25 protein-coding genes are annotated in these 24264 nt (G+C 71.3%); 13 read left to right on the top strand and 12 right to left on the bottom strand.

Annotated elements, in window-relative coordinates:
* Nucleotides 1–52: 52 nt before the first annotated feature.
* From LO762_RS18335 to LO762_RS18325, 3 genes are all read right to left on the bottom strand, one after another.
* The gene (locus tag LO762_RS18335; protein ID WP_230616660.1) at nucleotides 53–2350 is read right to left on the bottom strand and encodes an FtsX-like permease family protein; all 2298 of its coding nucleotides are present in this window, start codon (nucleotides 2348–2350) and stop codon (nucleotides 53–55) included.
* Complete coding sequence (locus LO762_RS18330) at nucleotides 2347–3048, bottom strand: ABC transporter ATP-binding protein (protein ID WP_255686347.1); 702 nt, start codon at nucleotides 3046–3048, stop codon at nucleotides 2347–2349. The genes LO762_RS18335 and LO762_RS18330 overlap by 4 nt, the downstream gene beginning before the upstream one ends.
* An 82-nt stretch (nucleotides 3049–3130) precedes the next feature.
* Nucleotides 3131–3571: a hypothetical protein gene (locus tag LO762_RS18325; protein ID WP_230616658.1), complete on the bottom strand. Its 441-nt coding sequence runs from the start codon at nucleotides 3569–3571 to the stop codon at nucleotides 3131–3133.
* A gap of 260 nt (nucleotides 3572–3831) precedes the next feature.
* On the opposite strand from LO762_RS18325, the gene LO762_RS18320 reads away from it, so the two are divergent.
* The 3 genes from LO762_RS18320 to LO762_RS18310 are packed head-to-tail and all read left to right on the top strand — an operon-like array spanning nucleotide 3832 to nucleotide 7522.
* Nucleotides 3832–4338, top strand: coding sequence for a (2Fe-2S)-binding protein (locus tag LO762_RS18320; protein WP_230616656.1), 507 nt, complete (start codon nucleotides 3832–3834; stop codon nucleotides 4336–4338).
* Nucleotides 4338–5324, top strand: a complete 987-nt coding sequence (locus LO762_RS18315; RefSeq protein WP_230616654.1) for a xanthine dehydrogenase family protein subunit M — start codon at nucleotides 4338–4340, stop codon at nucleotides 5322–5324. The genes LO762_RS18320 and LO762_RS18315 overlap by 1 nt, the downstream gene beginning before the upstream one ends.
* Nucleotides 5324–7522 (top strand): xanthine dehydrogenase family protein molybdopterin-binding subunit, encoded by a 2199-nt coding sequence (locus tag LO762_RS18310; RefSeq protein WP_230616652.1) that lies wholly within the window; start codon nucleotides 5324–5326, stop codon nucleotides 7520–7522. The genes LO762_RS18315 and LO762_RS18310 overlap by 1 nt, the downstream gene beginning before the upstream one ends.
* 81 nt (nucleotides 7523–7603) lie before the next feature.
* Here the strand turns inward: LO762_RS18310 and LO762_RS18305 are convergent, their stop codons facing one another.
* Both LO762_RS18305 and LO762_RS18300 read right to left on the bottom strand, forming a co-directional pair.
* Complete coding sequence (locus tag LO762_RS18305; protein ID WP_230616650.1) at nucleotides 7604–8518, bottom strand: decaprenyl-phosphate phosphoribosyltransferase; 915 nt, start codon at nucleotides 8516–8518, stop codon at nucleotides 7604–7606.
* Nucleotides 8519–8542: 24 nt separating this feature from the next.
* On the bottom strand, nucleotides 8543–10561 hold the full coding sequence (locus LO762_RS18300) for a hypothetical protein (protein ID WP_230616648.1): 2019 nt from the start codon (nucleotides 10559–10561) through the stop codon (nucleotides 8543–8545).
* A gap of 142 nt (nucleotides 10562–10703) precedes the next feature.
* On the opposite strand from LO762_RS18300, the gene LO762_RS18295 reads away from it, so the two are divergent.
* A complete protein-coding gene (locus LO762_RS18295) occupies nucleotides 10704–11144 on the top strand; it encodes a GtrA family protein (RefSeq protein WP_230616646.1) in 441 nt (146 codons plus the stop codon).
* A gap of 40 nt (nucleotides 11145–11184) precedes the next feature.
* On the opposite strand, the gene LO762_RS18290 is transcribed toward LO762_RS18295, so the two are convergent.
* Entirely contained in the window at nucleotides 11185–11442 is a 258-nt protein-coding gene (locus tag LO762_RS18290; RefSeq protein ID WP_230616644.1) for a protealysin inhibitor emfourin, read from the bottom strand.
* Nucleotides 11439–12467, bottom strand: a complete 1029-nt coding sequence (locus tag LO762_RS18285) for a M4 family metallopeptidase (protein WP_230616643.1) — start codon at nucleotides 12465–12467, stop codon at nucleotides 11439–11441. The genes LO762_RS18290 and LO762_RS18285 overlap by 4 nt, the downstream gene beginning before the upstream one ends.
* 149 nt (nucleotides 12468–12616) lie before the next feature.
* Here LO762_RS18285 and recO point away from each other — a divergent pair, with 149 nt between their 5' ends.
* The 5 genes from recO (at nucleotide 12617) to LO762_RS18260 (ending at nucleotide 17246) form a co-directional block, all read left to right on the top strand.
* On the top strand, nucleotides 12617–13390 hold the full coding sequence (gene recO / locus LO762_RS18280; RefSeq protein WP_230616641.1) for a DNA repair protein RecO: 774 nt from the start codon (nucleotides 12617–12619) through the stop codon (nucleotides 13388–13390).
* Nucleotides 13350–14132, top strand: coding sequence for an isoprenyl transferase (locus LO762_RS18275; RefSeq protein WP_230616639.1), 783 nt, complete (start codon nucleotides 13350–13352; stop codon nucleotides 14130–14132). The genes recO and LO762_RS18275 overlap by 41 nt, the downstream gene beginning before the upstream one ends.
* 445 nt (nucleotides 14133–14577) lie before the next feature.
* Nucleotides 14578–15153 (top strand): hypothetical protein, encoded by a 576-nt coding sequence (locus LO762_RS18270; protein WP_230616638.1) that lies wholly within the window; start codon nucleotides 14578–14580, stop codon nucleotides 15151–15153.
* A gap of 72 nt (nucleotides 15154–15225) precedes the next feature.
* Complete coding sequence (locus tag LO762_RS18265; protein WP_230616637.1) at nucleotides 15226–16140, top strand: hypothetical protein; 915 nt, start codon at nucleotides 15226–15228, stop codon at nucleotides 16138–16140.
* 506 nt (nucleotides 16141–16646) lie between these two features.
* Complete coding sequence (locus LO762_RS18260; RefSeq protein WP_230616635.1) at nucleotides 16647–17246, top strand: septal ring lytic transglycosylase RlpA family protein; 600 nt, start codon at nucleotides 16647–16649, stop codon at nucleotides 17244–17246.
* Nucleotides 17247–17345: 99 nt separating this feature from the next.
* On the opposite strand, the gene LO762_RS18255 is transcribed toward LO762_RS18260, so the two are convergent.
* Nucleotides 17346–17537, bottom strand: coding sequence for a hypothetical protein (locus LO762_RS18255; RefSeq protein WP_230616634.1), 192 nt, complete (start codon nucleotides 17535–17537; stop codon nucleotides 17346–17348).
* A complete protein-coding gene (locus tag LO762_RS18250; RefSeq protein ID WP_230616632.1) occupies nucleotides 17537–17764 on the bottom strand; it encodes a hypothetical protein in 228 nt (75 codons plus the stop codon). The genes LO762_RS18255 and LO762_RS18250 overlap by 1 nt, the downstream gene beginning before the upstream one ends.
* A gap of 377 nt (nucleotides 17765–18141) precedes the next feature.
* Between LO762_RS18250 and LO762_RS18245 the strand changes: the two genes are divergently transcribed.
* Nucleotides 18142–18957 (top strand): GntR family transcriptional regulator, encoded by an 816-nt coding sequence (locus tag LO762_RS18245; RefSeq protein WP_230616631.1) that lies wholly within the window; start codon nucleotides 18142–18144, stop codon nucleotides 18955–18957.
* Nucleotides 18958–19008: 51 nt separating this feature from the next.
* On the opposite strand, the gene LO762_RS18240 is transcribed toward LO762_RS18245, so the two are convergent.
* From LO762_RS18240 to LO762_RS18230, 3 genes are all read right to left on the bottom strand, one after another.
* Nucleotides 19009–20397 carry a glycine--tRNA ligase gene (locus LO762_RS18240; protein ID WP_230616629.1) on the bottom strand — a complete coding sequence of 463 codons (1389 nt, stop codon included), beginning with the start codon at nucleotides 20395–20397 and terminating at the stop codon, nucleotides 19009–19011.
* A 130-nt stretch (nucleotides 20398–20527) separates the two neighbouring features.
* Entirely contained in the window at nucleotides 20528–21775 is a 1248-nt protein-coding gene (locus tag LO762_RS18235; RefSeq protein WP_230616627.1) for a DUF1906 domain-containing protein, read from the bottom strand.
* 88 nt (nucleotides 21776–21863) lie between these two features.
* Complete coding sequence (locus LO762_RS18230; RefSeq protein WP_230616625.1) at nucleotides 21864–22136, bottom strand: antibiotic biosynthesis monooxygenase; 273 nt, start codon at nucleotides 22134–22136, stop codon at nucleotides 21864–21866.
* Nucleotides 22137–22162: 26 nt separating this feature from the next.
* On the opposite strand from LO762_RS18230, the gene LO762_RS18225 reads away from it, so the two are divergent.
* Genes LO762_RS18225 through LO762_RS18215 form a run of 3 tightly spaced genes read left to right on the top strand, consistent with a single transcriptional unit; the run spans nucleotide 22163 to nucleotide 24247 of the window.
* Nucleotides 22163–22444, top strand: coding sequence for a DUF6703 family protein (locus LO762_RS18225; RefSeq protein WP_230616623.1), 282 nt, complete (start codon nucleotides 22163–22165; stop codon nucleotides 22442–22444).
* A gap of 31 nt (nucleotides 22445–22475) precedes the next feature.
* A complete protein-coding gene (locus tag LO762_RS18220; protein WP_230616621.1) occupies nucleotides 22476–23426 on the top strand; it encodes a metal ABC transporter substrate-binding protein in 951 nt (316 codons plus the stop codon).
* Nucleotides 23427–23449: 23 nt separating this feature from the next.
* On the top strand, nucleotides 23450–24247 hold the full coding sequence (locus tag LO762_RS18215) for a metal ABC transporter ATP-binding protein (RefSeq protein ID WP_230616619.1): 798 nt from the start codon (nucleotides 23450–23452) through the stop codon (nucleotides 24245–24247).
* Nucleotides 24248–24264: the final 17 nt, after the last annotated feature.

Here is a 24264-nt window from a genome sequence, read left to right as displayed (position 1 = left end):
CCGGACACCTCAGTCCGGGGGCCTGCTGGATGCCCGGTGTGGCGTCCCGCGATCACTCCCGGTGGAGGAGGGCGACGTCCACTCGTCTGCCGACCGTGGGCAGGGAGGCGAGGGCGGTGGCGAGAATGGTGAGCGCGCCCGCCGCGAGGACCACGAGCGCGCCTTGGAGGCGTGCCAACTCCTCGTCGCCGCCGCCCGCGAGGTAGGCGTACCCGGCCAGTTGGCCGGTGATGACGGCGAGGAGGAGGCCGACGCCCAGGGGAAGGACGAGCTGGAGCAGTTGGGAGGCGCGGAGAAGCCGGAGCGGAACCCCGACGAGCACCAGGGCGGCGACGTCACGGCGGCGTTCGACCGCGCGGTCGACCGAGGCGATGAGAAAGGCACACAGGCCGACCAGGCCGCCGGCGCCCAGTCCGGCGTACAGCAGCACGCCGATGAGTGCGGCGCGCTGCTGCGCCTCCAGATCCGCGCCGACCAGTTCGATCTCGGTGCCGGGTAGCAGCACCGACAGCCCTTGCAGGACACGTTGGACGACGGAGCTGTCGGGGCTGGACGCGAGATAGATCTCGGCGTCGTCGGGGAGGGCGCGGCCGTCCAAGGCGGACGGTGGCAGCAGGATCGTCGCGGTGCCCATGAGGGAGGCGTCGTTGGGTGTCAGGCGCAGGATGGGGTCGGGAGCCGCGATCGTCAGGGAGCCGGACTCCAGGGGGACGGAGAGGCGCTCACCCGGCGGCGGCGTCACCACGCCGGGTGAGCGCCAGTCGAGCCGGTAGGGGGTGGCATCGGCGCAACTGTCCAGCGGGGACGAGGAGAAGGCGGCGAGATCGGCGCAGGTGCCTACCAGGACGCCGGTCCCTAGGTGCGCGACGTTCCATGTCTCGGGGCGCTCCGGGTGCGGTTCGTCATTGATGGTGGGCGGCACCCAGAGTTGCAGCCCCGACCCGGTGACCCCGCTCAGGGTCCGCAGCGTGTCCCGGACGGGCGCGGGCACCCCGGAGGCGGAGAAGCGGTATTCGCGGTGCTTGCCCGTCGGCGAGGCGGTGGCCTGGACGAGCGTGATCACGTGCTGGGCGACGCCGGTGGCGAACACGGCGACGACGAGCCCGGCCACCACCCGCAGGGCGTTGCCCGGGTCGTGCCGCAGCCGTCGGGTCGCCAGCAGGCTCGGGAGGCCGCCGCCGAGCCGGTGCAGGAGTTCTGCGGCGTGCGCGGTCAGCAGCGGGATCGCGGCGACGAGGCCCGCGCCCGTCAGCAGGATCCCGGTGATGAGCAGGAGGTCGGCCGCCTGCCCGCTCATCGTCCGACCCAGCGCGCCGACCACGACGAAACCGGCCAGCACGCCCGCGCCGAGGAGGAGCGGCAGCGTCGTCCACGGGCGCGGGGCCCGGGTGGGCGCCTGCCGCCGTACGCCGAGCGGGTCGAGGAGGGCCCGGTGGGTGCCCGCGAAGTTGGCGGCCACCGCCAGCAGCGGCACCATGAGCAGGCAGACGGTCAGCGCGAGCGGCGAGGGGTGGAAGTCCTCGGGGAACCACCGCACCCCGGGCAGCCCGCTGCGGGCGAGGGCGTGGTCGGCCGCCAGGAACAGCGCGACCCCGAGGAACGCGCCCGGCACCGCGTAGGCGAGCGACTCCACCGCCGAGACGCGGCGCACCTGCCGGACGCTCATGCCGAGCAGCCGCAGCGCGGCGAGCCGCCGCGCCCGGGTCGCCGCCGACAGCCGGGTGCACACCCAGAGGAAGACGCCGGTCGGAACGAGGACCAGCAGCGCCACCGCCAAGGAGATCAGCCGCACCTCGGCCGGGTCCATGCCCGCCCCGGCCGCGCCTGGGACGCCGAAGCCGGTGAACGGCTCCGCGTCGGCGTCGGCCTTGTGCCGTGCCACGCCCTCGTAGGCGAGCAGCTCGTCGGGGGAGGCCAGCCCGGCGTCCTGGACGATCCCGGCGGGCGTGCCCGTGAAGGACGCGCGGAGCGCGGGGTCGGCCGCGTAAGCCGCCGCGAGCCGGGGAGACAGGAAGAGCTCGCCGGGCCGGGGGAGCCGGGCCAGCCCCGGCGGCGCGGGGCCGTCCTGTCCGGCGGCGGCGATCGCCATCCGGGTCAGCGGACTCGCCCGCCAGGAGCCGAGTTCCCCGGCGATCGTCGGCAGGCCGCGCGCGTCGTCGGGGTCCGCGGCGACGACGGGCACCCGCTGTTCCTTGCGGGCCTGCTCGGCGCCTAGGAGTCCCGGCACGCCCAGCATCGCGGCAAGGCAGGCGACGCCGAGCGCCGTGCCGAACGACATCAGGGCGAGCCGCAGCCATCCCGCCCGGCCTGCGCCGCGCAGCAGGCGCAGGCCGATCCCCAGTTCCGTCACGGGTTCTCCCGCTCGGGCTCGGTGACGCGGCCGTCCCGCATGAAGACCGTCCGGTCGGCCCGCTCCGCCACGGCCGCGTCGTGCGTGACGATCACGACGGCGCTGCCCCGGCTCCGGGCGAGGTCGAGCAGCGCTTCGAGGACGAGTTCCCCACTCGCCTGGTCGAGTGCGCCGGTCGGCTCGTCGGCGAAGACCACCGAGGGGCGGTGCACCAGCGCCCGCGCGACGGCCGCCCGCTGCGCCTGGCCGCCCGAGACCTCGGCCGCTGTCCGTCCGCCCAACTCGCCGATGCCGAGCCGGTCGAGCACCGCGGCAGCCTCCCGTTCGGCGGCCCCGCGCCGCACCTTCCGTAGCCGCAGCGGCAGCGCCACGTTCTCCAACAGGCTCAGTTCCGGCACGAGTTCCCCGAACTGGAGCACAAACCCAAAATGCTCCCCGCGCACCGCGCTCCGCCGCTCGTCCGACGCCCGCGCCAGATCCTCCCCCTGGAAAAGCACGGCACCGTCGTCCGGCACCACAACTCCGGCCAGACAGTAAAGCAACGACGACTTCCCCGACCCGCTCGGCCCCCGAACGGCGACGACCTCCCCCGCCCCGACCACAAATCCCACGTCCCGCAGAACCCGCTCCCCGCCATACCCATGACTCAATTCCCGGGCGACCAACACCCCTGCGTCCCCACCGAGCAACCGGACCATTCCCTAAGCGAAGTGACAGTGCGTCGAAAATCAGGGCCGGCGACCGTCGGAACAGACGGACGCCGGCGCGGAGCCGTCCAGGTCAGCGACGAAGCACCTGCTGCTTGGAACAGTTGTCGGGGCGCAGGGTTCCACGATCGCGGCACACCTTGAAGCTCACCGTCTTGCCGTTGCGGCTGGTCTCGTAGGTGGAGACCCACTTGCTGCCGTTGCGCTTCCCGTAGACCCTGGGCCGTGAGGTGCCGTTGGCCTCGGTGTAGACGTTGTGCTTATCGCCCTTGTTCGTGTCAGTCAGCGTCCCCCAGTAGCGGACCCCTCGGTAGGTCTTGGTGCCTCCCGCGAGCTTGACCTTGATCTTGTCGTCCCACTTCCAGGAGCCTTTGAAGTCGGCCCCTGTCGTTGCGTGCTTGAGGGTTCCGCCCTTGCCTCGCTCATCTTCTGAGGCCGCGTAGGCGGAACCCATGCCGATGGCGAACGCTCCGACGGTCAGCAGAAAACCCGTGACGAATCTTTTGGCGAACAAGGAGGCTCCTCGATTTACCCGATGTCCAGACTCGTGAATTGGTGGGTCGAATTTTGTGCTACCGATTCCTATCACACCCTGGCGTGAGATTCTCGGTGGTGAAGTGTGGGGAGGGTCATGTGGCCGGATTTGGTCGGCCATTGGGTCGGGGGTTGCGTGGGCTATATGTAATGGTCCGTAGGTGTTTGAGAAGTTCGTGAGGGTGGGGTTGGGGTAGGGGAGGAAGAGGATTCGCCGGGGACAGGGAGGGGTGGGGTTCGATGAAGACACGGGAGGAAGCGCTGTCCAGGCTGGGGGCTTCGGTGGGTGTGGAGTTCGGGGTGAACGGGGTGCGGAGGCGGGTGGGGGTGGAGGGGCGGGTGACGTTGTTGGACTGGCTTCGGGACGAGCTCGGGCTTACCGGGGTGAAGAAGGGGTGTGATCAGGGGGCGTGTGGGGCGTGCACGGTGTTGGTGGACGGGAAGAGGGTGGTGGCGTGTCTGATGCTCGTGGCGCAGTGTGACGGGCGGGAGGTGACGACCGTTGAGGGGGTGGCCGGGGTGGGGGAGGCCGGGGCGGTGCAGGACGCGTTCGTCAGGCACGACGCGTTCCAGTGCGGGTACTGCACGCCGGGGCAGATCATGTCGGCGATCGCGCTGATCGGTGAGGGGCGGGCCGGGACGCGCGAGGAGATCGCCGAGTTCATGAGCGGCAACCTGTGCCGGTGCGGCGCCTATCCGCGCATCCGTGACGCGATCGTGGACGCCGCGGGCGGGGAGGTCGGCTGATGGGTCCGTTCACGTATGTGAGGGCCGTCGATCCGGTCGAGGCCGTGGGGGTCGTCAGCGCCGATCCGGGGGCGGCGTTCCTCGCGGGCGGCACCACCCAGCTCGACCTGATGAAGGACGGCGTGCTGAGCCCCGAGAAACTCGTGGACATCACGCGGCTGCCGCTGCGCGGGATCGCCAGGACGGGCACCACGATCCGGGTCGGCGCGCTCACCACGATGGAGGAGCTCGCCGCCGATCCGACGGTCGCCGTCAGGGTCCCGTTCGTCAGGGAGGCGCTGTTGGCGGGCGCGTCGGTCCAGCTCAGGAACATGGCGACGATCGGCGGCAACCTGCTCCAGCGGGCCCGCTGCCGCTACTTCCGGGACCCGTCGGTCGCCGCCTGCAACAAGCGCGAGCGGGGTTCGGGCTGCGCCGCGATCGACGGCGTCCAGCGCATGCACGCGATCCTGGGCACCAGCCCGCACTGCGTCGCCCTGCACGCCTCGGATGTCGCCGTCCCGCTCATCGCCCTCGACGCGCTCGTGCACACGCGAGGCACGGACGGCACCCGCACCGTTCCGCTCACCGGCTTCTACCTCCCGCCCGGCGACACCCCGGACGTGGAGAACGTGCTCCGCCGGGGCGAGCTGATCACCGCGGTGGAGATCCCGCTCCCGGCCGAACGGACCAGGACGCACTACCTGAAGGTCCGCGACCGCGCGTCCTACGAGTTCGCGCTGACGTCGGCGGCCGTCGCCGTCGAGCTGGACGGCACGACGATCACCGGGGCGCGGGTCGCGCTCGGCGGCGTCGGCACCGTCCCGTGGCGCGCCTGGGACGCCGAGGACGTGCTGCGCGGCGCCACCGTGGGCCGTGACGCCTTCCGCGAGGCCGCCGAGGTCACCCTGGCCGGGGCGAGGCCGCTGCCCGGCACCGCGTTCAAGGTGGAACTCGCCAAGCGCACCCTGATCCGCGCCCTGGAGACCGTGACGGGAGCACCGTGATGACGATCACCGCACCAAGGATCGGCGCCGCCCTGGACCGCGTCGAAGCGCCCCTGAAGGTCACGGGAGCCGCGCTCTACCCCAATGACGTCTCCTATCCGGGCCTGGCCCACGCCGCTCCCGTCCGCGCGACGATCGCCGCCGGACGGGTCACCGCGATCGACACCGCCGAGGCGCGCGCGGCCGAGGGCGTCATCGCCGTCGTCACCGCCCTGGACGCGCCCAGGCTGCGCCGTGGCCCGGTGACGCTGCTCGGGATCTCGCCGCCCGCCCCGCTCCAGGACGACCGGATCCTGCACTACGGCCAGTACGTCGCCGTCGTGGTCGCGGACACGGCCGAGCAGGCCAGGCACGCCGCCTCCCTCGTCGCCGTCGAGTACGCCGAGGACGTGCCGATGCTCGACATCGGCGATCCGCGCGCCGAGGTGGAGGACGACCCGTGGGGCATGGACGTCGACAGGGGCGACCTCGAAGCCGGGCTGGCCGAAGCCGACGTGGTGATAGACGAGACCTACGCGACACCGGACAACACGAACAACCCGCTCGGCCTGATGAGCACCGTCGCGGTGTGGCACGGCGACGGCTCCCTGACGGTGCACGACGCCACCCAGTGGCCGCACGGCGTGAGGATGAGCCTCGCCGAGACGTTCGGGGTGCCCGAGTCACGGATCCGGGTCCTCGCCCCTTACGTCGGCGGAGGGTTCGGCGCCGGGCTGCGCGCGTGGCAGCACGTGATCCTCGCCGTCCTCGCGGCCCGCGAGACGGGACGCCCGGTGAAGCTCGTCCTGACCCGTCCGGAGATGTTCACCGGGGTCGGGTACCGGCCGGAGAGCATCCAGCGGATCAGGATCGGCGCGACCCGCGACGGCCGTCTCACCGCCCTCGCGCACGAGGCGATCGCGCCCGTCGCGCTGGAGGACGACAACTTCGAGGCGGTCTCGCACACGTCGGCGCGCGCCTACGCCTGCCCGAACGTGATGACCCGCGACAGGCAGGTCAGGCTGAACATCCCGTGCCCCGGCTCGATGCGGGCGCCCACCGAGGCGCAGGGCAACTTCGCCCTGGAGAGCGCGATGGACGAGCTGGCCGTCGACCTGGGCATCGACCCGCTCGACCTCCGGTTGCGCAACTTCGCCGGGACGGACCCGCTGACCGGCCTGCCCTGGTCGAGCAACGCGCTGCGCGAGTGCTTCGCGCGGGGCGCCGAGCTGTTCGGCTGGTCGCGCCGCACCCCGGAGCCCGGCTCGATGCGGGACGGCCACTGGCGCGTCGGCTACGGCCTTGCCGGGGCGTCCTATCCGCCCTACCAGGTGCCGTGCCAGGCGCGCGCGTCGCTGCAGCACGACGGGTCGGCCTTTGTCCGCAGCGCCGCGACCGACATCGGCACGGGCACCTACACCGTGATGACGCAGCTCGCCGCCGAACTGCTCGGCCTCGACGTCGCACGGGTGCGGTTCGATCTGGGCGACACCGACATGCCGTACTCCCCGCAGGCCGGGGGCTCGGGCCTGACGGGCGCGCTGGGCAACGCCGTCCGGTCCGCGTGCCGCCAGCTCCTCCAGGCGTTCCTCGACGTCGTCGCGGACGATCCGGAGTCGCCCCTACGCGGCCTCACCCTGGACGAGGTGGAGGCGGGCGGCGGAGGGATCCACAGGGCGGGCGACCCCGGGAGCGGCGAGGCGTACACCGCGATCCTGGCCCGGCACGACCTGGCCGAGCTGAGCGCCGACGGCCGCAGCACCCCGCCCACCCCGGACACGACGGCCTGGGCCGGGGCGTTCGGCGCGAGGTTCGTCGAGGTCAGGGTGGACGCCGACCTCGGGGTGATCCGGGTCGCCCGGGTCGTCTCGGTGATCGACGGCGGCCGCGTCCTCAACGCCAAGACCGCGACGAGCCAGATCGTCGGCGGCACGGTCGGCGGCATCGGCCAGGCCCTCTTCGAGGAGACCGTCACCGACGAAGGCACAGGCCGGATAGCGAACGCCACGTTCGGCGACTACCTGATCCCGGTCAACGCCGACGTGCCCGACATGGAGGTGGTGTTCGTCGGCGGCCCCGACACCGCGACCCCGCTCGGCACCAAGGGCGTCGGCGAGATCGGGCTCGTCGGGATCGCCGCCGCCGTCGCCAACGCCGTGCACCACGCCACGGGGCGGCGGCTGCGGTCCCTGCCCCTCACCCTCGACGCGCTGCTCTGAGCCGCCTGAGCCGTCTGGGCGGCTCTGGAGGCCGCCCCGGTCCCTGACGGCCGGGGCGGCCCGCGCGTCCCGGGGGAGGGCTCAGAGGAAGACCGAGGTGCCGTAGATCACGGCCCAGGCGCCGCCCAGCGCGAGCATCACCCTGTCGCCGAGCAGGACGTCCTCGGGCGCGCCGCCCTCGCCCCTGTCGACGATCAGCGCGTACCGCAGGACGGCGAGCGTCATCGGCACGATCGACAGCATCCGGAGCTGGCCGAGCGTGCTGCCGTCGGGCTCCAGCGCCCACAGGCAGTAGGACAGCATCATCAGCGCCGCCGCGCCCTGCCACACGAAGCGCAGGTAGCTCTCGCTGTACTCGCTCAGCAGCTTGCGGGTGTGCTTGGCGTCCTCGCCCAGCTTGGCGAGCTCGGACGCGCGCTTGGCGCCGACGACGAACAGCGAGCCGAACCCGACGGTGATGAGGAACCACTGCGACGGGGTGATCGCGGAGGCGGTGCCGCCCGCGAGGCCGCGCATGAGGAACCCGGACGCGACGACGGCGATGTCCAGCACCGCGACGTGCTTGAGCTTCACGCAGTAGGCGATCTGGATCGCCGAGTAGACGGCCAGCAGCAGCGCCGTCGTGCCGTTGAGCAGCAGCGCCCCGCCCACCACGGCGACGAGCGAGAGGCCGATGCCCGCGGCGTACGCGACGGCGACGGGCACCTCGCCCGACGCCACCGGACGGAACCGCTTGACGGGGTGCGCCCGGTCGGCTTCGGCGTCCATCGCGTCGTTGAGCAGGTAGATGCCGGACGCGGCGCAGCAGAACAGGACGAACACCACGGCGGTGTGGCCGAGGACCGCGGCCTCCAGGATGCGGCCGCCCGCGACGGGCGCGGCCAGCACGAGCACGTTCTTGGTCCACTGCTTGGGCCGTGCGGTCCGCAGCAGCCCGCGGGCGAGGCCGCGCCGGGTGGGGGCGGTCGTCGGGGCCGAGTCGAGGGTGAGACTCAAAGCGGGGGTCCTTTCGGGGGGAGCCTAGCGCCGGGCGTCGGGTTCGGCCTCCAGCCGGAAGAGCTTGCCGTCCGGGGGCGGGTTGTACTTGGGCGCGACGCCGCCGAGGTCGGTGACGAAGGTGAACGAGGGGTCTTCGTACAGGTCCTGCCGGACCGCGTCCCACACCTGGGAGCGGTCGATGAGGACGTGGTCGGCGCCGGCGGCGCGCAGGTCGTGGGCGAGCCGCGCGGTGTCGGAGGGGGGCTCGACCACCACGAGGTTGCGCTGCATCTTGATGCCGCGCAGCGGTTGGATGAGGGACTGCAGGTTGCCGCGCGCGACGGCGATGGTGGTGCCCTCGGGGAGGGCGTCGAGGGCGCCGAACTCGGTCCAGGGCCACACCCGCCGTTCGGCCTGGGGGGCGACGGACATGGCGAGCAGCCGGTCGAGCGGGAGCCCGCCGGTCTTGAGGAACAGCGCCTGGTCCTCGGGCGCGCCGCTGGTGATCGCGACGTGCCGGTGGCCCGTCCACACCGCGAGCGCGACGCTGGCGGCGAGCACGAGCCGCAGCCCGCCCCCGGCGACGCGGGCGAGGGAGCGTCCCTGGGCGAGCCGGGCCGTCAGGTAGACGGCGAAGACGACCAGGCACGCGTAGCCGAGCAGGACGTACCTGCCCCACCAGGGCGCGAGGGCGGCGCCGTAGGTGACGCCGATGCCCAGCAGCAGCAGGACGCCGACGCCGGGCCGCCGCCACGAGTTCTTCAGCCACACCAGGAGGCCGAGGATCGAGGCGGGGAGCACGAAGGTGAGCCACGCCACGCCGAGCCCGCCCAGCCGCACGTCGTACACCTGGGTGGTGCGCAGGTCGGTGAACGGCTGCGACCAGGAGGCCCACAGCTGCTCGGGCAGCGTCATGTCCCGCAGTTCCAGCGGGACGTTGGTGTTGAGCACGACGTCCTTGACGTCGCCGACGCCCTCGAACCCCAGCATGGTGACGGGGTAGAAGGGGTTGTCGTAGTGCTGCCAGGTCCTGAGGTACCAGTAGCCGCCGATGACGGCGATCGGCACGGCCAGGGGCAGCGCGCCGCGCAGGAACGGCCAGACGCCGAGGCGGTGCCGTCCGGCCGCGCAGGCGACGATGACGAACGCGGCGCAGCCCGCCACGCCCATCACCGCGAGGCTGCTGCTCTTGGTGGCGGTGGCGGCGCCCAGCGCGAAGCCGAGCACGAGCATCTTGCGGGAGACGACCTGCGCGGGCCGTCCGGAGAGTTCGGCGTCGCCCCTGACGCTCGCCAGGACCGCGAGGGCGGCGAGCCCGAACGCGGCGCTGTGCACGTCGACGTAGAAGGTGTTGGCCTGGGCGAACACCGAGGGCGTCAGGAGGAAGGCGAGGCCCGCGAGGAGGGCGGGGGCCCTGCCCATGCCGAGCCGCCGGGCCAGCGCGACGACGGCGGCCCCGGCGATCGCGTAGCCGGGGAGGAGGAACAGCACGCCGAGGTCGGTCGCGCCGAGGAACACCATCGGCCACCCGGCGAGGGACTCGACGCCCATCGGGTAGGCGTCGGCCCAGATCACCTCGGTGGCCCTGCCGACCTCGCCCGCCTGGAGCCAGGCCGACGGGGCGACGAGGTGGTACATCAGCCCGTCCCAGTCGCTGGGCGGCAGCCGTACCCCGAGCCAGGCCCTGAGCCCGTAGACGAACGCCGTCAGCAGCGCGAGGGAGAACACCACGGGGTGGGGTGCCCAGCCGCGCGGCGCCCGTCGGGTCCAGCCGCGCAGGCGGCGGCGGAACGCCCTGGGGTGGCGTGCCGACTCGCGGGCCCCGGCCAGGAGGCCGATCCCCGCGTAGACGCCCGCGCCGCAGGTGAGCGGGACGGGGCGGTAGAGCTGGAGGAGCGCTCCGACCACGACCGTGAGCAGCATCACCCCGCCCAACGCGAAGACGCCGAACGCGACTGCCGCGTCCGACGCCCTGGTCGGCCTGGTCCACACCGTGAGACCCAGGGCGCCCAGGAGGACGAGGGAACTCGCGATGATCAGGAGCGCCGCGTGCGGCAACACCCGAGTTCTCCTTCCCGTGAGCGTAGGGAGATCCTTGCTCAACTGGGAGGGAAGGTTATCCCAATAGTTACTGTGATTCGGCGTTATTGGCGAGAATTAAGTGTTTTGCCCTACGATCGGGCGGGTGCAACGATACCGGAACTTGATCGGCGAGCTGGCTCGGTTCGGCAGCGTGGGGGTCATCTGCGTAGCGGTCAACTACGCACTGTTCAACCTGCTGCACTTCGGCTACGGGATGGGCGCGCTCACCGCCAACTCACTGGCCATGGTGGCGTCCACCACGTTGGGGTTCCTCGCCAGCCGCTACTGGACCTTCCGGCACGCCCAGAACTCCGGGCTCGCGCGCGAATACACCCTGTTCTTCGTGATGAACGGCATCGGGTACGTCATAACGCAAACCGTGCTGTACCTGGCCGCACAGATGTCACTCGAAGGTAAACTCTGGTCAAATATCGCCTTGACCATCGGCATCGGCCTCGCGACGATCTTCCGCTACTTCGGCTACAAGCGCTGGGTGTTCGTCAAGCCGACCGCCGGGCAGGCGGAGCCGGACGCGGCACAGGGCACACTCGTCCAGCGCTGAGGCCAGCCGAAACGTCACACAGGGCACGGCACGGGCGGCCTCAGCCGTCCAGGACATGGTGCACGAGTTCGCGCAGCGCGCCCGTCAGATCCGACTCCCCGACGGTCACCGCCTCGCCGTCGATGTCGATCGCGTAGGAGAACTGGTCGGGCACCCGCCGCCCGCTCGCCCGGCCCCGCACCGCCGCGAGATCCACCCGCGCGACCAGCGACCGCAACACAGGGTCGTCGGCGGTGTCGGAGCGTCCTTTGCGTTTGATGCCGGCGAAACCGCCGGTGCGCACGACCGTCACCTTCATGGCGCCACGCCCACCGCCGTCCAGGCGTACGCCACCGCCCCGTGTTCGGCCGACCCCTCGCCGAAGCGCGCCGCCGCCCGCCGGACGGTCTCCGCGGCGAAGCCCCGGAAGTCGGTGTCCGGGTAGAGGGCGCCGCCGGTGAGCGCGTCGAACCAGATCAGGCCCGCCCGCTCCCACGCGTGCCCGCCCAGCTCCGCCGCCAGCAGGTGGAAGGCGCGGTTCGGGATGCCCGAGTTGATGTGCACGCCGCCGTTGTCGTGGTGGGTGCGCACGTAGTCGTCCATGTGGCCGGGCTGCGGGTCGCGGCCCAGCTCCGGATCGTCGTAGGCGGTGCCCGGCTCCTTGAGCGAGCGCAGCGCCTCGCCCCGCACGGCCGGGCCGAACAGGCCCGCGCCGATCAGCCAGTCCGCCTCGTCAGCCGTCTGCCCGAGATGGTGCTGCTTGACCAGCGAGCCGAACACGTCCGACATCGACTCGTTCAGCGCGCCGGGCTGCCCGTAGTAGGCGAGATCCGCCGTGTACTGGGTGACGCCGTGCGTCAGCTCGTGCGCGGTGACGTCCAGGGGGCCCGTGAACGACAGGAACAGGCGGCCGTCACCATCCCCGTAGACCATCTGGGCGCCGTCCCAGAACGCGTTGTCGTACTCCCGCCCGAAGTGGACGGTGGAGACCATCTCCATGCCCGCGTTGTTGATCGAGTCACGGTCGTAGACGTCCTCGAAGAACCGGAACGTCGCGCCCAGCCAGTCGTAGGCGCGGTCGGCCACCGGATCGCCCGTCGGGTCCTGGCCCTCGGAGCGGACCGTCTTGCCGGGCAGCTCCTCCAGGTGCATCGCGTCCTTGACGGTGCGCCACGGCTCGTCCCTACGACCGTTGCCCTGCGTGACCGGCCCCGCCAGCCGTCTCTCGGTGCGGGTGGCCGCGTCGAGCCGCAGGGTGCGCAGCGCGAGCGCGCGCAACTCCGGGTCGGCCGACCCCTCCAGGACCCGTTCCAGCATGTGCGGGGGCACGATCGTGCATCTCATGCGTTCCACCGTGCCACGGCCCGCGCCGCATCGCCCAGGGAAATCGCCGGGGAGCGGGTCCGGAAGCGGTCGCTTTCCGTATCTTCAAGGTCACCAAGCGCTGGCCGAGGCGCCCGTTTCACGACGGACCATGCGGGACAATGGACAGCGTGACGATCTACCGCGATGAGGGCATAGTGCTGCGCACCCAGAAGCTGGGGGAGGCCGACCGGATCGTCACCGTCCTCACCCGCAGGACGGGCCGGATCAGGGCCGTCGCCAAGGGCGTCCGCAAGACCAGGTCGAAGTTCGGCGCGCGGCTCGAACCGTTCACCCACGTGGACCTCCAGCTGTACGAACGGCGCTCGCTCGACCTCATCTCGCAGGCCGAGACCATCCGGCCGTACGGGGAGCCGCTCGTCACCGACTACCCCCGGTACACCGCGGGCGTCGCCATGCTGGAGGCCGCGGAGAAGCTCACCGCCGAGGAGCGCGAACCGTCACTGCGGCAGTTCCTGTTGCTCGTCGGCGGGCTGCGCACACTCGGCGACCGCACCCACGACGCCCGGCTCGTCCTCGACGCGTTCCTGCTGCGCTCGCTGTCCGTCGCGGGCTGGGCCCCGTCCCTGGACGCCTGCTCGCGCTGCGGCGGCCGCGCCGGGATCCGCGGCTTCTCCATCCCGGCCGGCGGCGCGCTCTGCCTCGCCTGCCGGGTCCCCGGCTCGGCCACGCCCGCGCCCGAGACGTTCGCGCTCATGATCGCGCTGCTGCGCGGCGAGTGGGACGCCGCGGACGTCAGCGAGGACCGCCACCGGGTAGAGTGCAGCGGCCTCGTGGCCGCCTACCTGCAATGGCACCTGGAACACGGCATCAGGTCGCTGCGCCACGTCGAGAGGAGCAAGAGTGAAGTTCCGCGCCCCGGACCCGCACCCGAGCGGGGCTAGACCCCCGGAGCTGCCCAAGGAGCTGGTCCCCCGGCACGTCGCCCTCGTCATGGACGGGAACGGGCGCTGGGCCAAGGAACGCGGCCTGCCCCGCACCGAGGGCCACAAGCGCGGCGAGTACTCCCTCTTCGACGTCATCGAGGGGGCGATAGAGCTCGGCGTGCCCTACCTGTCGGCCTACGCGTTCTCCACCGAGAACTGGCGGCGCTCGCCCGAGGAGGTCCGCTTCCTCATGGGCTTCAACCGCGACGTGCTGCGCCGCCGCCGCGACCAGCTCCACGCGATGGGCGTCCGGGTGCTGTGGGCGGGCCGCAAGCCCAAACTGTGGCGCTCGGTCATCAGCGAGCTGGAGACGGCCGAGGAGATGACGCGCGGGAACGACGTCCTCACCCTCCAGTTCTGCGTGAACTACGGGGGGCGCGCGGAGCTGGCGGACGCGATGGCGGCGATGGCCCGCGACGTCAGGGCCGGGCGGCTCAACCCGGACAAGGTCACCGAGAAGACCGTCGGGAAGTACCTGTACCAGCCTTCGATGCCGGACGTGGACCTGTTCCTGCGTCCGTCGGGGGAGCAGCGGACGTCGAACTTCCTGGCGTGGCAGTCGGCGTACGCCGAGATGGTGTTCATGGACACGCTCTGGCCCGACTTCGACCGGCGGCACTTCTGGTACGCGTGTGAGCTCTACGCGTCACGGGACCGGCGTTACGGTGGCGCGGAGCCAAACCCTGTAATCACTACCTGATTAGTGTAGTATTATCTCCGGCAAGGGGGCACCGTTCTCACGGCGCGCGACCGGTGCCCCCTCACCTCTACACTCCGGAGCCATGAGCTACCCCCCATCCGGCTCACCCCAGCCCGAACCGTCCTCCGGCCCGCCGCCTCCCGGCCGCCACCGCGCGACTCCAGGCCCGCCGCCCGGAGCCCCGTCCCCGCCCGGAAGCCCCTTTCCGCAGGGGTCTCCGCCCGGTGGCCGCTACGGACCGTCCGGGGGGCAGCCTCCCTACGGGTCTCCGCCCGGTGGCCACGCCGGGCCCTCACCTTCTTATGGGGCGCCGCCGCCTTACGGGCCGCCCGGAGGGGCGTCCCCCTCCTATCCGCCGCCCGGGGCGCACTACGGTACGCCCGGAGGCGCGCCACCCGCTTATGGGCCGCCCGGAGGGGTGGGAGGCGCACCGCCTGCTTACGGGGTGCCGCCGCACGTGTACCCGCCTCCGGGCGGGCCGCCGAAGCGGGGGTCCCGGGCCAAGACGTTGCTCGTCATCGGGCTGCTGATCGCCGTGGTGACGCCCATCGGGCTGGTCGGCAACTGGATGCTCACCGGCGACATGACCGAGCGGGACGACGAGGGGAACGTCCTGGCCGAGGGCGAGACCAGCGCGCTCCACCTCCGGCAGGGTGACTGCTACCGGGAGAAGGCGAAGGAGCCGGACGGGGACGAGACCACCGTGACCGGGGTCGAGGCCGTCACCGTGGTGCCGTGCGACAAGCCGCACAGCGCCCAGGTCATGCAGCGGATCACCATGAGCGGCAAGTACCCGTCGGACAAGCAGGTCATGGACAGGTGCGCCGAGGCGATCGTGATCTGGGCGGAGCGGCACCCGGCCGCCGACCGGAAGCTGCGGAAGGTCGACGCGGAGTACGGGGCGCAGACGTTCATGCCGACCCGGCGCTCGTGGGAGTCGCTCGACGACAACGCGATCGTGTGCGGGATCGTCGTCTTCGGGAAGAAGAAGCTGACCTGGCAACTCCCCGTCGACAAGTGACGGACGGATCTCGCAGACCAGAGGTGACGCTCATATCGGAAGTGTCGGTGGATGCCGATAGGGTGCCGCCTCATGAGCTTCCCCCCTTCGGGTCCGCCTTATCCGGGCGCGCCGAACCAGCCGCAGCCCCCGTACGGGGGGCAGAACCAGCCTTACGGGCAGCAGCCCCAGCCCGGACAGTACGGCCAGCCCGGACAACCCGGCCAGCCCGGACAGTACGGCCAGCCCGGACCGTACGCCCAGCCCGGCCAGCCGGGCCCCTACGGCCAGCCGGGCGGCGCGCCCTACGGCCAGCCCGGCCAGCCCCCGGCGCAGCCCCAGCCCGGCTGGCAGGGCCAGCCGCCGTACCAGGGCGGCCCCGGCACCCCGCCGCCGTTCCCCGGCGGCCCCGGCGGTCCCGGCCGGAACCCGTTCGACCCGCCGCCGCCCGGCTTCGGCCCGCCGCCGCGCAGGAACCCGCTGAAGAAGCTCGCCGGGTTCGCCGGCGCCCTCGTCGTCATCCTGGTCATCGCCCTGTTCAACTTCGGCGGCCGGATCTTCGACGCGTTCGACGGCCCGGAGCGCGACACCGGCAGCTCCGAGATCACCGAGGCCGGGTCGATGGCCCCGTGGGACCTCAAGGTCGGCGACTGCTTCAACGACGACGACACGAGCGCGCCCCCGCCGAGCGGCACCACCGAGACCCAGACGGTCTACCGGATCAAGGCGCTGCCCTGCACCCAGCCGCACAACGCCCAGGTGTTCACGGCGCTGACCATGAGCGGCTCCTTTCCCGGCGACCAGACGATCTTCAACCGCTGCCAGGACAAGGCGCAGACCTGGGTGGGGGCGTTCGCCGACGAGGCGGCCAAGCTGGAGAAGCAGGACCCGAACTTCGGCGTCCTCGCCTACTTCCCGCTCGTGAACGACTGGAAGACGTCGGGGAACAGGATCACCTGCAGCCTCTACGTGAAGGACAAGACCCTCACTTGGAAGATCCCCAGTTGACCCTCGTGGGGGCTTGAGTAAAGCAGAGGGTAAAGCCGTCTCCGGTGATCCGGGGGCGGCTTTCGCTTTGCCTTGGGCGGATCTTCTTGACGGTGCCGGGGTGTCGTCCGATCCGGGCGATCAAGGCGCTCGCGGCCCGCTGACGTGCGGTCTGAGGGGCGTTCGGCCCCCTCCGGAGGGATGATCGGCAACTTTTTTGAGATTGCGTTACCCCTTTGAGATAGGGGGTTTCGAGGCTTCCGGCATACTCGGACGAAGCGGACCTTTGGCGTTTCCTTGACGGATATGGTTAACTAACCGTTATCGCGACAAGGACCGGCAAACCAGCCCAGGGTCTTGTACAGACAAAGAGGCTTGTACGCCCGCATCAAGCGCAGTCCGCCGTCTCGGCGCCCGACTAGCGCGACAGCCCGGACTCCCGCGCGGGAGCCGTCGGCCCCCGGAGATCTTCGACGATCCCGCAGCGCCCCCGGGTTGTGCCCTGTCACCCGATCGAAGGAAGCACCTTGACCAAGCGCGCCCTCACCCTGTCCCTGACCGGTGCTCTGGCCCTCGCCGCCGTCACGACCGGCGTTGTCGCCAACGCCGACGAGTCCGCCGCGCCGACCGCCGCGAACGCCGCGGCGCTGGCGCCGAAGAAGGTCCCCGCCTCCCCGACTCCCGACAAGAAGGCCGACGAGGCCAAGAAGGAGCGCGAGGAGAAGAAGGCCAAGGCCCTGTGGACGGGTACCACGACCGCGACCTACTTCTGGGACGACGGTTCGGGCATCAACGGCGACACGGGCGCCCCCGCCAGCGGCAAGCCCATGCAGAAGGGCATGTTCGCCTCGCCGTCCTGGCCGCTCATGACCAAGGTGAAGGTCACCTACAACGGCCGTTCCGTCACCGGTTTTGTCGGCGACCGCGGCCCGGGCGAGCCGTCCCACCGAGGGATCATGCTCGACCTGGACACCTACACCTTCCGCTACCTCTACGACGGCAAGAAGCCCGCCGACCGCTACAACGCGGGCGTCCCCGCCGGCCACCTCAAGAACGTCAAGGTCGAGGTCCTCGAATGGGGCAAGGGCGCCGGCACCCGAGGCCCCTGGAAGCCCTTCGGCTCCTGATCCCCACCCCGGCTGGAACGCCCAAACCCTCCGGCGCTCCACCCACCCACCGGAAAGCCCCGGCCACCCCCTGGCCGGGGCTTCCACACGTCCAGACCCTCACTGCCCTTCCGGTGTCTGGAACGCAGGATCCGGGGAGTGTTTGGGGGCGGCGTTTGTTCCGCGTGGCGGGTAGGTGAGCTGGACGGGGACGCAGGCCACGGTGCCGCCGACGTGCTCCCACCACTGGCCCTGATAGTGGACGGGTTTGGAGCAGTGGCGGCAGGCGGGCCACGTGTGGGCCTCGCTCATCAGAGGGACCTCAGATCCGTGGAGATCCGCTGTGCGGCGTGCCATACGTCGGAGACGGGGGCGACGCGGCTGGCGGCCCAGGTGAACCGCCACCCGCCCGCCTTCTCGACGAAGTCGGCTTCGACGGCGAGGATCGCGCCGCTGCGGGCTGTCACCCGTAGCACCATCGGCTGCCCCGCGCCTCCTGGTCCGACGACGGCGTCGAGTCCATGCTGCTCCCGGAGCATGGCGCCAAGATCCGACAGATGATGAAGTCGCGGGGACGTGCGCGAAGGCGCGCGCGTGTCGGGAACGTGCGGCGGGGCCCCGGATGTGCGCGATGGCTCGTTCTGGGCTGCCCATGTGTCGTCAGGCATGGTCGGACCTCACCTTTGATCCAGGCGCCCGGCACCGGCGGCGCCGGGCCGGGGTCGCGTCGTGATCTGGACATCTGTGTTCGCGCCCTGGTTTCAGCGCCTGACGGCGGGGTCGTCCTCATAGGCTCGGTGCTGTCCGCACTGGTGAGGCCCGTCAACCTGGGTGCTTTTGCTTAAGCAAAAGCAATCCTGGCTGAGGTGGTGGGTCGCGTCAATATGCTTAAGCAAAATCGTCCCGGGAGGTCGCGGTGGGTGTGCGGTTTGAGGAGATTGCGGGGGATCTTCGGCGGCGGATTCGGGAGGGGGAGTGGCGGCCTGGGGAGGTGTTGCCGCCGATGGCGGAGTTGGCGGTGGAGTATGGGGCGGCGCGGAACACGGTGGCGGCGGCGGTGGCGGTGTTGGAGGACGAGCGGCTGCTTTGGGCGGCGCGGAAGAGGGGGACGGTGGTGTTGCGGCCGGGGGAGCGGCGGACGCTTCAGCGGGGGAATCTTGTGCGGCGGAACACGCGGCATGTGGGGGAGGGCGGGGAGCGTGTCGTCGGCGGGTACAACTTTCCGGCGGCGCTCTCGGGGGACGAGGTGTGGGCGCACCACATTCCGGCGACGGCCGAGGTCGTGCCGATCCCGGAACGGCCCGCGAACAAGTTGAAGGTCATTCCCGGGACGCCGGTGTTGCGGCGCAGGAGGTGCACTGGGCCTGAGGGTGAGGCGCCGTTCCAGCTGTCCGACAGCTGGATCCACCCCGACGCCTACGCGGAGGTCCCGGCCGTCGCCGAGCCCGGTGCGGGGCCCGGGGCGTGGATCGACCGGCTGGAGGAGGCGGGGCACGGGCCGATCTCCTGGATCGAGATCCAACGGGTGCGCATGCCCGTCAAGGAGGAGGCCGACCTGCTCCAGATCCCCACGCGCATCCCGATCCTGGAGATCCTCCGGATCGGGTATTCGGCTCGGACCCAGCGGCCCGTCGAAGTGACCGTGGCGCGTATCCCCGGGGACCGGGTGGAGATCATCACGCGGCTTCAGCGTGACGCGTCCGCGGCCTATCCTCCGGCTGCCGGGTCGTGAGGTGGGACGCGAAAGCCCCGGCGAAGGGCCGGGGCTTTCGGGAGGGGAGGGTTAGCAGCCGATCAACTGGGCGGCCAGGAAGCTTTCGACCTGGTCCAGGGAGAGGCGTTCCTGCTTCATGGTGTCGCGTTCGCGGATGGTGACGGCGTTGTCTTCGAGGGTGTCGAAGTCGACGGTGATGCAGAAGGGGGTGCCGATCTCGTCCTGGCGGCGGTAGCGGCGGCCGATGGCGCCCGCGTCGTCGAACTCGACGTTCCAGTGGCGGCGCAAGGCGGAGGCTAGGTCTCGGGCCTTGGGGGAGAGGTCGGCGTTGCGGGAGAGGGGGAGGACGGCGACCTTGACGGGGGCCAGCCTTGGGTCGAGGCGGAGGCTCACGCGGGTTTCCATCTGGCCCTTGGCGTTGGGGGCCTGGTCCTCGGTGTAGGCGTCCATGAGGAAGGTGAGCATGGCGCGGTCGACGCCGGCCGCGGGCTCGATCACGTAGGGGGTGTAGCGCTCGCCCGTGGCCTGGTCGAAGAAGTTGAGCTCCTTGCCGGACGCCTTGGAGTGCGCGCCCAGGTCGAAGTCGGTGCGGTTGGCGATGCCCTCCAGCTCGCCCCACTCCGAGCCCTGGAAGCCGAACCGGTACTCGATGTCGACGGTCCGCTTGGAGTAGTGGCTGAGCTTCTCCTTGGCGTGCTCGTAGAAGCGCAGGTTCTCCTCACGGATGCCGAGGTCGCGGTACCAGGCCATCCGGGTGTCGATCCAGTACTGGTGCCACTCCTCGTCGGTGCCCGGCTGGACGAAGAACTCCATCTCCATCTGCTCGAACTCGCGGGTCCGGAAGATGAAGTTGCCCGGAGTGATCTCGTTGCGGAACGACTTGCCGATCTGGCCGATGCCGAACGGGACCTTGCGGCGGGCCGCCTGCTCGACGTTCTTGTAGTTGATGAAGATGCCCTGGGCCGTCTCCGGACGCAGGTAGGCGAGGCCGGAGGCGTCCTCGACGGGGCCGAGGTAGGTCTTGAGGAGGCCGCTGAACTGCTTCGGCTCGGTGAAGGCGCCCTTGGTGCCGCAGTTCACACAGGTGAGGTCGGCGAGGCCGTTCGCGGGCGGGCGGCCGTGCTTCTCCTCGTACGCCTCCTCCAGGTGGTCGGCCCGGTAGCGCTTGTGGCAGTTCTGGCACTCCGTCAGCGGGTCGGTGAAGGTCTCGACGTGGCCGCTGGCCTCCCACACCTCACGGTTGAGGATGACGCAGGAGTCGAGGCCGACGACGTCCTCGCGGCCCTGCACCATGGCCTTCCACCACTGGCGCTTGACGTTGTTCTTCAGCTCGACGCCGAGTGGGCCGTAGTCCCAGGACGCGCGGAGTCCGCCGTAGATCTCGCTGGAGGGGAAGACGATGCCCCTCTTCTGGGAGAGCGAGACGATCTTTTCCATCACATCGGAACGGCGGGCCATGTGTATGTCTCCAGCAAGAAACCCCGGTAATTGACGGTTTTGAGTCTAGGGCACGGGGGTATCCCGCAAGGTCGTATAACCGGCCGCGTCTCTGACTCTCCGTGGTCGAATCGGCGTGATTGCGCTACTTTCAGTACACGAGGCCGTCGACGATGTTGCTGTCGACGTGCAGTTTGATCCCGCCGTGCTTCTCGGTGTGCCCGCCCCGGTACTGCTTGATCCGCCGGTGCGGGTGCCACAGCTCGTCGGGGAGGTAGCTGAGCCCGTGGACGCGCTTGCGGCCGTCCCAGCGGGCGAACCAGATCGCGTCGGGCCGCCGGACGACGTCGGTGTCGGCCTCGACGAGGTCCCTGATCCCGGACGAGACGCTGCTGTAGACGCCGGACTTGTAGTCGAGCTCGTGCAACCGTGCCGTCCAGGCGTGCAGGAACTTGAGGACGGCCTTGCGGCACCCCTTGTCGTTGCGGTTGTACGCCTCGATGTCGAAGTAGAGGGGCTGCCGTGTGGGGATGCCGAGTTCGACGGCCTTGGCGACGGCGTCGTCGGCGCTCGCCTCGCCCTTGCGGACGGCGTTGTCCTTGCCGAACCGGGCGCGGTAGGGCGAGCAGGGCGCCTGCGGCCCGACGTAGGTGGGGATCAGCCGGTAGCCGAGCGCCCGCACGTTCTTCACCCATTCCTTGGTGAGGCGGGGTTGGGCGCAGCCGCGCGCGGCGCCGCCGATGTAGATGTTGGCGATGGAGTACGCCTTGCGCCATGCCTTCATGGTCTTGAGGGACGGCGCGGTGCAGGTGTCGAATCCGGGGCCTTCCTCCCAGGCCCTGCGCTTCTTGACGGGTTCCTCCGCTTCCGGCTCGGGTTGTGGCGCGGTGCCGGGCCCGGCGGTGGCCGTCTGGAGTGTCTGTTCGAGGAGGAGCGGGTCGTCGCCGTACACGCCGGTGATCCGGACGCCGGACTGCGGCAGGTCGAGGGTGAGCTGCTGGTCGGCGCTCTCGGCGACCTTGACGGCGCTGAGCGCGACCCGCGCGGTGCTGCGCCGCGCGTCGGCGGGCCCGGACAGCCGGGCGGTGGACGGCGGCAGCGCGGTGACGTGGATCGCCTCGGTCCGGCCGACGACGCGGGCCGGGCAGTCGGGTTCGGCGCCGGAGCTGCCGAGGTAGATCGCGTGCTGGTCGAACCGTGGGCAGCGGCGTGAGTCGCCGTCGAGCCGGTAGACGGGCCACCCGTCGGGCACCGCGATCCGCAGCCCGCCGTACTCGACGGTCCGGGCCGGCGCCTCCGGCAGCGCGGTGGCGTCCGGGCCGGGCGAGACGGCGGCGACGGCCAGGAGCGCGGAGACCGCCCCCAGGGCACCGGTGGACAGGATGACGGCTCTGCGCATGACGCTCCCCCCGAAGCGGATCTCGCTGATGATCACCCGTGTGCGGGGGCGGCAAACCCGGGGGCGGCCGGGTCTTACCCGTCCTTGATTACTTCGGGTCGATCACCTCGTAGGCGCCGGGTTCGTCGATCGCGAGGGCGGACAGCGGGACGAACTCGTGCCGGATGGGGCCGAGCGCGCGCCGGTAGTATCCGGCGCCCTCCCAGCGGGTGATCAGCGCCCACAGGTCGGGTTCGTCGACGGAGCGGGCGAGGTGGCCGTCGAGGTAGCCGGGGGAGGCGGCGAGCGCGGTGAGGATCGGGCGCATCCTGGCGGTGAAGTCGGCGTCGTCGGTGACGCGGTAGCGGGTGATCGCGATCATCCCGCCATCCTGGCACCCTTGGACGTATGGGCCTGCGTGATCTGGTGGAACGGCACTCCGCGACGACCGTGGTGTTCCTGCACCGCCTGCCGGGGTGGGTTCTGCCGCTGGTGGTGGCGGTGTTGATGCTGGTCGGCCTGTTCGTCCACTCGTGGGTGGGCGCGTTGGCGTTGGTGGCGTTGGCGCTGTTCCTGGGGTGGTTCGCCTACCTTTCGTGGCCGGGTCTGCCCTGGTCGGGACGGCTTTTGCGGGTCGGTGCCGTGGTGCTCCTGCTTCTCTTCGCACTGGGCGATATCACCCGGTTTTGACAATCGTTTTCATTGTCGCCATGATGGGGATATGAAGCTCCCCCTGGTGATGTCGGTGGCCGTGTCCGGAATGCTCCTCGCCGTGTCCGCGTGCGGCGGCGGTGGCGCCGGCGCGGGCGACCCGGACAGAACCTCGGTGACCGCCTCGTTCTACCCGGTCGCCTGGCTCGCCGAGCGCGTCGGCGGCGGCCACGTCACGGTGACGACCCTCACCTCGCCCGGCACCGAGCCGCACGACCTCGAACTGTCGCCCCGCCAGATCGGCGAGCTGAGCGAGACCGACCTCGCGGTGTACGTCAGGGGCCTCCAGCCCGCCGTGGACGACGCGATCGCCCAGCACGCCGCCGCCAAGGCGCTGGACGCCGGGTCCGTGGTGGAGCTGCTGCCCTCCGACGGCCACGAGGAGGGCCACGAGGACGAGCACGGCCACGAAGAGGAGGAGGAAGACCACGAGCACGAGGGCGATCACGACCCCCACCTGTGGCTCGACCCCTCCCGGATGGCGACCGTCGCGACGGCCCTGGGCGAGCGCCTGGCCGAGGCCGACCCCGCCCACGCCGACGACTACCGGGCCAACGCCAAGAAGGCGGCCGACGACCTGACGGCCCTGGACGCCGAGTTCAAGGACGGCCTCGCCAAGTGCGCCGACAGGACGATCGTCACCAGCCACACCGCCTTCACCTACCTCGCCGCGCGCTACGACCTGAAGCAGGTGGGCATCTCCGGCCTCGACCCGGAGGCCGAGCCCTCGCCGCGCCGCCTTGCCGAGCTCGTCGAGCACATCAAGGAGAACAAGGTGACCACCGTCTTCACCGAGACGCTCGTCAGCCCGAAGGTCGCCCAGGCGCTCGCCGACGAGGCGGGCGTGAAGACGGCCGTGCTCGATCCCGTCGAGGGCGTCAGGGCGGGCTCGTCCGACGACTACCTGTCGCTCCAGCGCGCCAACCTGGCAGCCCTGCGCACGGCGCTGTCGTGCTCCTGAACCGCCGCCCGAGGAGGGCCACCATGACCGTCGAGACGGCACCGGCGCCCGTCCCCGTGTTCCGGCTGCGCGGCGCGCGGGTGCGGCTCGGCGGCCGCGAGGTCCTGCACGGGATCGACCTCGACGTCGCGCCCGGTGAGGTCGTCGCGCTGATGGGCCCGAACGGCTCGGGCAAGTCCACGCTGGTGCGGGCGCTGCTCGGCCTGGTGCCGCTGGCGGGCGGCGAGCGCGAGGTGTTCGGCGCGCGCCGCCCCCGCGACTTCGGCAGGCTCGGGTACGTCCCGCAGCGGCTCAGCGTCGGCGGCGGGGTGCCCGCGACGGTCCGCGAGGTCGTCTCCTCCGGCCGGATCGCGCGTCGGCCGCGCTGGCGGCCGTCCGGCGCCGCCGACCGCAGGGCCGTCGCCGCCGCCCTTGACGCCCTCGACCTGACGCCGCTGGCCGGGCGCAACGCCTCGGGCCTGTCCGGCGGGCAGCAGCAGCGGGTGCTGATAGCGCGCGCGCTGGCCGGGGAGCCCGACGTGATCGTCATGGACGAGCCGCTGGCCGGGGTCGACGCGGCCAGCCAGGAGGCGCTCGCGGGCACGCTCGCCCGGCTCGTCGCCGACGGCGTCACGGTGCTGCTCGTGCTGCACGAACTGGGCCCGCTCGCCCCGCTGATCACCCGGAGCGTGGTGCTGGAGCACGGCGCGATCGTCCACGAGGGCACGCCGCCCGAACCGTCCGGCGACTGCGCGGCGCCCGGCCACGACCACGTCCACCCGCACGCGGCGCCCACCACGGCGTCGCTGTGGGACGGCGGCTACCCGGTGCAGAAGGACTGACGTGCTCTCCTACGACT

It is taken from the genome of Actinocorallia sp. API 0066 (genome assembly GCF_020991275.1).
Lineage (GTDB): Bacteria > Actinomycetota > Actinomycetes > Streptosporangiales > Streptosporangiaceae > Actinocorallia.
The sequence above is the reverse complement of the archived record's forward strand: the minus strand, read 5'-3'. Positions and strand labels throughout refer to the sequence as shown.

What these genes read in the sequence shown, in the direction of transcription:
- LO762_RS18330 (WP_255686347.1), bottom strand. Translation starts at nt 3,048, where the DNA reads ATGGTCCGGTTGCTCGGTGGGGACGCAGGGGTGTTGGTCGCCCGGGAA.
- LO762_RS18320 (WP_230616656.1), top strand. Translation starts at nt 3,832, where the DNA reads ATGAAGACACGGGAGGAAGCGCTGTCCAGGCTGGGGGCTTCGGTGGGT.
- LO762_RS18315 (WP_230616654.1), top strand. Translation starts at nt 4,338, where the DNA reads ATGGGTCCGTTCACGTATGTGAGGGCCGTCGATCCGGTCGAGGCCGTG.
- LO762_RS18310 (WP_230616652.1), top strand. Translation starts at nt 5,324, where the DNA reads ATGACGATCACCGCACCAAGGATCGGCGCCGCCCTGGACCGCGTCGAA.
- LO762_RS18290 (WP_230616644.1), bottom strand. Translation starts at nt 11,442, where the DNA reads ATGAAGGTGACGGTCGTGCGCACCGGCGGTTTCGCCGGCATCAAACGC.
- LO762_RS18285 (WP_230616643.1), bottom strand. Translation starts at nt 12,467, where the DNA reads ATGAGATGCACGATCGTGCCCCCGCACATGCTGGAACGGGTCCTGGAG.
- LO762_RS18265 (WP_230616637.1), top strand. Translation starts at nt 15,226, where the DNA reads ATGAGCTTCCCCCCTTCGGGTCCGCCTTATCCGGGCGCGCCGAACCAG.
- LO762_RS18255 (WP_230616634.1), bottom strand. Translation starts at nt 17,537, where the DNA reads ATGAGCGAGGCCCACACGTGGCCCGCCTGCCGCCACTGCTCCAAACCC.
- LO762_RS18250 (WP_230616632.1), bottom strand. Translation starts at nt 17,764, where the DNA reads ATGCTCCGGGAGCAGCATGGACTCGACGCCGTCGTCGGACCAGGAGGC.
- LO762_RS18240 (WP_230616629.1), bottom strand. Translation starts at nt 20,397, where the DNA reads ATGGCCCGCCGTTCCGATGTGATGGAAAAGATCGTCTCGCTCTCCCAG.
- LO762_RS18235 (WP_230616627.1), bottom strand. Translation starts at nt 21,775, where the DNA reads ATGCGCAGAGCCGTCATCCTGTCCACCGGTGCCCTGGGGGCGGTCTCC.
- LO762_RS18230 (WP_230616625.1), bottom strand. Translation starts at nt 22,136, where the DNA reads ATGATCGCGATCACCCGCTACCGCGTCACCGACGACGCCGACTTCACC.
- LO762_RS18225 (WP_230616623.1), top strand. Translation starts at nt 22,163, where the DNA reads ATGGGCCTGCGTGATCTGGTGGAACGGCACTCCGCGACGACCGTGGTG.
- LO762_RS18220 (WP_230616621.1), top strand. Translation starts at nt 22,476, where the DNA reads ATGAAGCTCCCCCTGGTGATGTCGGTGGCCGTGTCCGGAATGCTCCTC.
- LO762_RS18215 (WP_230616619.1), top strand. Translation starts at nt 23,450, where the DNA reads ATGACCGTCGAGACGGCACCGGCGCCCGTCCCCGTGTTCCGGCTGCGC.